The organism is Streptomyces sp. S3(2020) (assembly GCF_013044505.1).
Lineage (GTDB): Bacteria > Actinomycetota > Actinomycetes > Streptomycetales > Streptomycetaceae > Streptomyces.
In genome coordinates this window covers 1-7770 of record NZ_JABERD010000320.1, presented here as the reverse complement: position 1 = coordinate 7770, position 7770 = coordinate 1, and the positions used below count along the sequence as shown (strand labels likewise).

At 71.4% G+C, this 7770-nt stretch carries 8 protein-coding genes; 3 read left to right on the top strand and 5 right to left on the bottom strand.

Going from position 1 to position 7770, the window contains the following annotated elements; genetic code table 11:
• Nucleotides 1–31: 31 nt before the first annotated feature.
• The 3 genes from HLK59_RS46220 to HLK59_RS46210 all read right to left on the bottom strand — a co-directional run bounded on the left by HLK59_RS46220 (nt 32) and on the right by HLK59_RS46210 (nt 3730).
• Entirely contained in the window at nt 32–1336 is a 1305-nt protein-coding gene (locus HLK59_RS46220; protein WP_171147681.1) for a response regulator, read from the bottom strand.
• A gap of 309 nt (nt 1337–1645) precedes the next feature.
• Entirely contained in the window at nt 1646–2743 is a 1098-nt protein-coding gene (locus HLK59_RS46215) for a C40 family peptidase (RefSeq protein WP_171147680.1), read from the bottom strand.
• Between the two features lie 192 nt (nt 2744–2935).
• The gene (locus HLK59_RS46210) at nt 2936–3730 is read right to left on the bottom strand and encodes a class I SAM-dependent methyltransferase (protein WP_171147679.1); all 795 of its coding nucleotides are present in this window, start codon (nt 3728–3730) and stop codon (nt 2936–2938) included.
• Nucleotides 3731–4181: 451 nt separating this feature from the next.
• Between HLK59_RS46210 and mshA the strand changes: the two genes are divergently transcribed.
• Together mshA and HLK59_RS46200 are read left to right on the top strand one after the other, a co-directional pair.
• A complete protein-coding gene (gene mshA, locus HLK59_RS46205; protein ID WP_346779982.1) occupies nt 4182–5519 on the top strand; it encodes a D-inositol-3-phosphate glycosyltransferase in 1338 nt (445 codons plus the stop codon).
• On the top strand, nt 5512–6030 hold the full coding sequence (locus HLK59_RS46200; protein WP_171147677.1) for a YbjN domain-containing protein: 519 nt from the start codon (nt 5512–5514) through the stop codon (nt 6028–6030). Before mshA ends, HLK59_RS46200 begins: the two co-directional genes overlap by 8 nt.
• 15 nt (nt 6031–6045) lie before the next feature.
• Here HLK59_RS46200 and HLK59_RS52205 read toward each other — a convergent pair whose 3' ends face one another.
• Together HLK59_RS52205 and HLK59_RS46190 are read right to left on the bottom strand one after the other, a co-directional pair.
• Nucleotides 6046–6498, bottom strand: a complete 453-nt coding sequence (locus tag HLK59_RS52205; RefSeq protein ID WP_277349588.1) for a hypothetical protein — start codon at nt 6496–6498, stop codon at nt 6046–6048.
• A 23-nt stretch (nt 6499–6521) separates the two neighbouring features.
• Nucleotides 6522–7358, bottom strand: a complete 837-nt coding sequence (locus tag HLK59_RS46190) for an AraC family transcriptional regulator (RefSeq protein ID WP_240983034.1) — start codon at nt 7356–7358, stop codon at nt 6522–6524.
• A 49-nt stretch (nt 7359–7407) separates the two neighbouring features.
• Here HLK59_RS46190 and HLK59_RS46185 point away from each other — a divergent pair.
• On the top strand, nt 7408–7770 hold a 363-nt coding region (locus tag HLK59_RS46185), incomplete at its 3' end, for a DUF2000 domain-containing protein (RefSeq protein ID WP_240983033.1).

Below are 7770 nucleotides of genomic sequence, written 5' to 3'. Positions count from 1 at the left end.
ACCCAGGGGCGCGGGGCGGTCCCGCCCGGACCTACCCCACCCGATCCAGCAGCAGCACAGCCACGTCATCCGTCAGCTCGCCCCCGTTGAGCTCCCGGACCTCACTCACGGCCGCCCGCAGCAGCGCTTCCCCCTGGAGCCCCTCGGACAGCTGCCGGCGGACCATCGCCACCATGCCGTCCTGACCGAGCCGCTCCCCGCCGACTCCGACGCGCCCCTCGATCAGCCCGTCGGTGTAGAGCATGAGACTCCACTCCCGCCCCAGCTCCACCTGCATCCGGGGCCACCGGGCGCCGGGCAGCAGCCCGAGAGCCGGCCCGTTGTTGTCGTACGGCAGCAGCCGCGCCGGCCGCCCCGGCCGCGCGACCAGCGGCGACGGATGCCCGGCGAGGCACAGCCCCGCCCGACGCCCGTCCGGCGCGATGTCCACCGTGCACAGCGTCGCGAAGATCTCTTCGTCGGACCGTTCGTGCTCCAGGACCTGTTGCAGCGTGCCGAGGAGTTCGTCCCCGCACAGCCCCGCCAGGGTCAGCGCCCGCCACGCGATCCGCAGCTCCACACCGAGTGCCGCCTCGTCGGGCCCGTGCCCGCAGACGTCGCCGATCATGGCGTGGACCGTGCCGTCGGGGGTGCGGACGACGTCGTAGAAGTCGCCGCCGAGGAGCGCCCGGGAACGGCCCGGCCGGTAGCGCGCGGCGAACCGCAGTGAGGAGCCCTCCAGGAGCGGCGTGGGCAGCAGCCCTCGCTCCAGGCGGCGGTTCTCCTGCGCCCGCAACCGTCCCTCGGCGAGCCTGCGCTCGGCCGTGTCGGAACGTTTCCTCTCAACGGCGTAGCGGATCGCCCGGCTCAGCAGCCGGCTGTCCAGCTCGTCGCGGAAGAGGTAGTCCTGGGCGCCGACGCGTACCGCTTCCGTGCCGCGCTCGGCGTCGCCGGAGGCGGTGAGGGCGAGCACGGCGTGCCGGGGCGCGAGCTCCAGTACGTGCTTGAGCACGGCGAGCTCGTCGTCGCCGCCGCGCACGGGGGCGGGCAGGGCGAGGTCCAGCAGGATGCAGTGCACGTCGTCGGTGAGCAGCCGCTCGGCCTCGGTGAGGTTGCGGGCGGTGCGGACGCGGATGGGGTTGCCGGCGGCGTCGAGGAGCTCCGGCACGACCGTCGAGCCGCCGGGATCGTCCTCGATCACCAGCAGCGTCAGATGGGTCGTGCCGTTGTGCTTCTCGATCGTGCCGTCCGTGCGCGGGGCCTCTTCCCTTGAAGGGCCGCCACTTGCGGTTGCGGCCGGCGCCTGACCACTTTCCACGGCCGGGATCGCTCTCTGCCGCGGTACGGGTACGGGCATCGTCTTGGGTCCTTCCCTCCCCCCGAGGGCATGGTGGGGCGAGGGACCTCGACCCACCGACGGGGACCATAGCGGTACTCGGCGCCGCAACGGAATGGTGTACGGCACCCAGCTGGGCAGGCGGCCGCTGTCATATGCCGCGTTCCCTACCGCAGTTGGACACCCCGCCCGAGGTGCGGGAATGACGAACATCACGTCCGCGCCGGGTTTGGGAGCCCACCGGCGTGCGGTGCGTCACGTGACCCCGGTCTCAGGCACCCAAAACCTCAAATACCCACATTTCAGGCGTCAGGCGTCAGGCGTCAGACGTCAGGCGTCAGGCCGCACGACCGCCAGGATCGGCATAGATCCCGCCCCCGCGATCGTCACCGTCCGCCCCGGCCGCGGGGCGTGGATGATCGCGCCGTCGCCGATGTACATCGCGACATGGCTGGCATCGTCGTTGTAGATGATGAGGTCGCCGGGCCGCATGTCCGCGACGTCGACGTGCTTCAGCTGCTTCCACTGCTGCTGCGAGGTCCGCGGAATGGCCTGCCCGGCACTGGCCCAGGCCTGCGAGGTCAGCCCCGAGCAGTCGTACGACCCCGGCCCCTCGGCGCCCCATTCGTAGGGCTTGCCTATCTGGGCGGTCGCGTACTCCACGGCCTTCTTGCCCTGCGCGGACGCCTTGCCGTTGATCTCGTCGAGTATCCCTGAGTCCAGCCAGGCGGTCTGCGCCTGGTAGGCGGCCTGCTGCTCCAGCCGCGCGAGGCGCTCCTTCTCCTCCTTCTCCAGCTGGGACTCGAGCTCCTCGGCCGCCGCGATCTGCTTCTTGACCTTCTTCTTGGCGGCGGCCTTCGCCTTGCGATTGGCCTCCAGCTTGTCCCACTGGGTGGAGGCGTCCTTGGCGTACTGCTCCAAGTCCTCCTGGGTACGGGTCATTTCCGCGATGAGGCCCTTGGTGGCGCGCTGGCCTTGCAGAATCCGGCCCGCGCCGTTGAGGAACTGCTGCGGATCGTCGCTGAGCATCAGCTGCGCCTCGTCCGGCAGTCCGCCGGTGCGGTACTGGGCGGCGGCAGCGGCGCCCGCGCGCTTCTCCAGCTCCGCCAGCTTCTCCTGGCCCTTGACGATCTTCTTCGCCAGCGCCACGATCGCGGCCGACTGCTGGTCGGCGGCCTCCTCGGCGGCGTTGTACTCGTCCGTGGCGACGGCGGCGTCGTGATAGAGGTCGTCCAGCTTCTGGCGTACGGCCTCAAGGTCCTTGTTGGTCCCGGCGGTATCGGTATCTCCAGCGGTGGCGGACGCCGAAGGTGTGGGGCTGGGACTGGGACTCGGGCTGGCGAACGCCGTACCCGGCGCCGCGAGCACCGTGACCGCACAGACCACGGTCACAGCAGCCGTCACCAGCCCGCGCTTGCCCGCACCCATACCCCAGCCCCCAAACCTGATTTACCGTCAGTAACTTACGAACGCCCGGGGGATCGTGCCATGTCGTGACAGAAAACGACAGAGGCAGTACGTCCCTCCCCCTGATCCACCCGCCCCATGACGATCTCCCCGCCTTTGTGACGAACGACTCACGGAGATCGTTCCCCGCAGGTCAGGCAGGCCCGTGAGGGTTCACCCGCGTGGGGCCAACGCCCCCCACGTCACGGTGACTTCCCCCTGTCGCCACCGCACCGGCCCGTCGGTCACCGGCCAGTCCGCGGTCAGATCCCGTACCGCGCGGATCCAGCGCTGGCGGGCGCCGTACGAGGCGTAGGGTGCGGCGGCGGCCCAGGCGCGGTCGAAGTCGCTCAGGAAGGCGTGCACGGGCTCACCGGGAACGTTGCGGTGGATCAGCGCCTTCGGTAGTCGCTCGGCAAGGTCGGACGGCCGCTCCAGCGATCCCAGCCGGGTCGCGAAGGTGACCGTCCGCGGCCCCTCGGCCCCGAGCGCGACCCACACATGCCGGCGCCCGATCTCGTCGCAGGTCCCCTCGACGAGCAGCCCGCCCGGCGCGAGCCGCGCGCACAGCCGCGCCCACACCACGGCGACCTCGCCCTCCTCGTACTGCCGCAGCACATTGGCGGCCCTGATCAGCATCGGCCGTGGCTGGACCGGGACCTCGAACCCCCCGTGCCGGAACTCCAGCCCCTCCCGCTCGTACGGCTTCGCGGCGGCGACCCGGGCGGGCTCGATCTCCACGCCGACGACACGCACGCGTGGCGCGACGGTCCGCAACCGCGCGAGCAACTCGACGGCGGTCCAGGGAGCGGCGCCATACCCGAGATCGACAGCGACCGACGCCCCACCGTGCCGCAGCGCATCCCCATGAACGGCCGCGATCCACCGGTCCATACGCCGCAACCGATTGGGATTGGTGGTCCCTCGCGTAACAGTGCCCACGGGTCGGTGCGCTGCGCGGGCTGTCATGACTACGAGGGTATGCGCCCTGAGCGACCGCGGACGCCCGGCCTGCGCGGACCACCGTAGACCCGCAGTCGACGGCCCCAGGCGGAACGGACCCGCGCTTGCGCAACGGCGAGCAGGGGACGTACCGGGGGGGTGTCCGCCCGCAGCGTCGGGCGCCCAACCAAGTTCACTACTGAAGAAACAGCACCGCCCGACCGAGGACGGACACCCCCCGGTGCGGCCCCGACCCCCAACGAACCGCACCGCGCGACACAAGCCCCCACCGAAGCCGCACAGGCAGCCGCAGGCATCCCCCAACGCACCCACACCCCGAACAGTTGAGCGACACCTGGTAATGGCTCAGCAAAATCCACCGTGCCCGGAATGGGAACCAGTCCCTCCGATGTTGCACCCCCTTGGAGGGCGCCCCACGCCCTCCGTCAGGCATGCCCGCTGCGAGGAGGACCGCCACGTGAGCCAGTACGTCAGCAGGCTCGGGCGTCGCTCACCGGCCGCGCCCGCGCGGCTGCGGCTGCACCGCCGCCCCCGCCGTGTCGCGATGCTCTCCGTGCACACGTCCCCGCTTCACCAGCCCGGCACCGGCGACGCCGGCGGCATGAACGTCTACATCGTCGAACTGGCGCAGCGCCTCGCCGCGATCAACATCGAGGTCGAGATCTTCACGCGCGCGACGACCGCCGCACTGGAGCCGACGGTCCAGCTCGCCCCCGGCGTACTCGTCCGCCATGTCGACGCCGGCCCATACGAGGGCCTCGCCAAGGAGGAGCTCCCCGCCCAGCTGTGCGCCTTCACGCACGGCGTGATGCAGGCGTGGGCCGGCCACCGCCCCGGCTACTACGACCTCGTCCACTCGCACTACTGGCTCTCAGGGCACGTCGGCTGGCTCGCCGCCCAGCGCTGGGGCGTCCCCCTGGTCCACGCCATGCACACCATGGCCAAGGTCAAGAACGCCAACCTCGCCGACGGCGACACTCCCGAACCCGCCGCGCGTGTCATCGGGGAGACCCAGATCGTCGACGCCGCGGACCGCCTCATCGCCAACACGGCGGAGGAGGCCGACGAGCTCGTACGCCACTACAGCGCGGACCCCGGCAAGGTCGCCGTGGTCCACCCCGGCGTCAACCTGGACCGCTTCAGCCCCGCCGACGGCCGCGCGGCGGCCCGCGCCCGCCTGGACCTCCCCCAGGATGCCCTGATCCCGCTCTTCGCGGGCCGCATCCAGCCCCTGAAGGCCCCGGACATCCTCCTGCGCGCCGTCGCCGTCCTCCTCGACGAGCGCCCGGAACTCCGCTCCCGCCTGGTCGTGCCCATCGTCGGCGGCCCCAGCGGCAGCGGCCTCGCCAAGCCCGAGGGCCTCCAGAAGCTGGCCGCCCGGCTAGGCATCGCGGACGTCGTACGGTTCCGCCCGCCCGTCGGCCAGGAGCAGCTCGCGGACTGGTTCCGGGCCGCGTCCGTGCTGGTCATGCCGTCGTACAGCGAGTCCTTCGGTCTGGTCGCCATAGAGGCCCAGGCGGCCGGCACACCCGTCCTCGCGGCAGCGGTGGGCGGCCTGCCGGTGGCCGTACGCGACCAGCGGACGGGTTTCCTCGTACGAGGCCACAACCCCGCCGACTACGCGCGCGTGCTCCGCGACCTCGCCGACGACCCCCACCTGGCGCCCCGCATGGGCGAGGCCGCCGCCCGGCACGCGCAGTCCTTCGGCTGGGACACCGCGGCCGCCGCGACGGCCGACGTCTACACGGCCGCGATGCAGGCCCACCGGCGTCGCGTACGCTCCCACCATGGCTGAGGAGCAGACGGCGGCGCAGGTCATCGAGGGTGTCCTCAAGGACAACGACCTGGAGTGGGAGAGCCCGGCCCCCGGCAACTACGTCGTCCAGCTCCCCGGCACCCGCAAGCTGAAGACGACGGTCTCCCTCCTGGTCGGCCGCCACTCCCTCTCCCTGAACGCCTTCGTCGTCCGCCACCCCGACGAGAACGAGTCCGGCGTCCACCGCTGGCTCCTGGCGCGCAACCTCAAGCTGTACGGCGTGAGTTACGCCGTGGACCGGCTCGGCGACGTCTATGTCACCGCCAAGCTCCCCCTCGCCGCCGTCACCGCCGACGAGATCGACCGCCTCCTGGGCCAGACCCTGGAGGCGGCGGACGGCAGCTTCAACACCCTGCTGGAGCTCGGGTTCGCGTCCGCGATCCGCAAGGAGTACGAGTGGCGGGTGGCCCGGGGGGAGCCGACCCGCAACCTGGACGCGTTCGCCCACCTGACCCAGCGCCCGTCCGACCCGTCCGACCCGTCCGACTGACCCCGGGCCGGCGCGTCAGGATTCGCTCTTGTCGAGCTCGTCGGCGAACGCGCGCAGGGCGTCCGCCAGTTCCTTCTTGGTGGGCAGCTCGTCGACCTTCTTGTCGAGCTCCGAGATGCGCCGGTTGAGCTCGTCCAGCTCACTGGGCGTGGACGGATCGCTGGTGGGTTCGGCGGTGGGTTCTTCGGTGGGCTCTTCGGTCGGTTCCGGGGTGGGGTCGTCCGGCTCCGTGAACGTCGGGCTCGGGTCACTGCCGCCGCCCGTGCCCCCCTCCGCCGGGACGCTGATCTCCACGGAGGGTTCGGCGGTGGGCTCATCGTCCGACGTCGCCGCGAGGGCGGCACCGACGCTGAGGGCGACCAGGGCGGCCGCACCGACGACGGCGGTCGAGAGCCGTCTGGCTCTCAGGACGCGATCGGGCTGTGAAGTGTGTGAAGTGCCTTGTGTTTCTTGCGAGTTGTTGGTCATGGCCTGACGCTAGGCGGCATTGATCACCGGACGGGCGTCTTCCGTCGAAGGGACCTCGTGTACCGCAGGTACCGCCCGGGCGTGACCCCCACCAACTTCCTGAAATGCCGGGTGAGATGGGACTGGTCGAAGAATCCGGTGGCCGCCGCGACCTCGCCGGGCCGCCGCCCGTCGAGCAGCAGCCGCCGGGCGCGGTCCACCCGGCGGGAGTTGAGGTACTGGTGCGGGGCGATGCCGTAGGCGGTGCTGAACGCCCGTACCAGATGGGCGGGGTGGGCGTGCACCAGCGCGGCGGCCTCGTCGAGGCTGATCCCCTCGACCACGCGCTCGTCGAGCAGCTCACGCAGCCGACGGGCGAGGGCGGGGTCGGCGCGCGCGATGTCGCCGACCGGACGCGGCCGCAGCCGAGTGGTGAGCCGCTCCCCGATGAACGTAAGCCTGCTCGCAGCCTCCAGCTCGTCGCCGGGACGGTCGAGGGCCTGGTGCAGCTGTCCGACGCGTTGTCGCAGCAGGGGGTCCCGCAGATCGGGGGTGTCGACGGCGGACCCGACGAGATCCTCGCCGAGCAGCGAGGTGTCGAGGTAGACGACCCGCTTGCGGAACCCGTCCGGGGTGACGGGGGAGCCGTTGTGCGGGACGTGCGGTGGCAGCAGGGACACCGTGTCGTGCGGGGTGCCGTGCTCGTGCCGGTCGAGGTCGTACCGTACGGCCCCGTCGTCCACGATCAGCAGCGTCCACGCGTCATGGACGTGCATCGGGTATTCGTACCCGGTGAAGTGCGCGTGGAAGACCTCCACGACGCCCGGGACGGCGGGGCGCCACGCGGAGACGGTCTGCCGGGTGGTGTGCCGGGTGGCCATGCAAAGAACGTACAAGACGGTGTCGTACGGCATTCGACAGTCTCGGTGCATGAGCGACGACGCACCCATCCGGTTCGACACGAAGATCGCCGTCCTGCTGCGGGAGGACCTGGAGCCGTGGCAGCGGCTGAACGTCACCGCGTTCCTGGTCAGCGGCCTCGGCACGACCGTCCCCGAGGTGGTCGGGGAGCCGTACGAGGACGCCGACGGGGTCGTCTATCTGCCGATGTTCCGGCAGCCGGTGATGGTTTTCGAGGCGACGAAGGAGGCGCTGACGTCGGCGCATGCGCGGGCGGTGTCCCGGGGGCTGCCGTGCTCGGTCTTCACGGGCGATCTGTTCGCGACGGGGAACGACCGGGACAATCGGGCGGCGGTGCGGGGTGTGGGGACGGGGGAGTTGGATGTGGTGGGG

What these genes read in the sequence shown, in the direction of transcription:
- HLK59_RS46220 (WP_171147681.1), bottom strand. Translation starts at nt 1,336, where the DNA reads ATGCCCGTACCCGTACCGCGGCAGAGAGCGATCCCGGCCGTGGAAAGT.
- HLK59_RS46215 (WP_171147680.1), bottom strand. Translation starts at nt 2,743, where the DNA reads ATGGGTGCGGGCAAGCGCGGGCTGGTGACGGCTGCTGTGACCGTGGTC.
- HLK59_RS46210 (WP_171147679.1), bottom strand. Translation starts at nt 3,730, where the DNA reads ATGACAGCCCGCGCAGCGCACCGACCCGTGGGCACTGTTACGCGAGGG.
- HLK59_RS46200 (WP_171147677.1), top strand. Translation starts at nt 5,512, where the DNA reads ATGGCTGAGGAGCAGACGGCGGCGCAGGTCATCGAGGGTGTCCTCAAG.
- HLK59_RS52205 (WP_277349588.1), bottom strand. Translation starts at nt 6,498, where the DNA reads ATGACCAACAACTCGCAAGAAACACAAGGCACTTCACACACTTCACAG.
- HLK59_RS46190 (WP_240983034.1), bottom strand. Translation starts at nt 7,358, where the DNA reads ATGGCCACCCGGCACACCACCCGGCAGACCGTCTCCGCGTGGCGCCCC.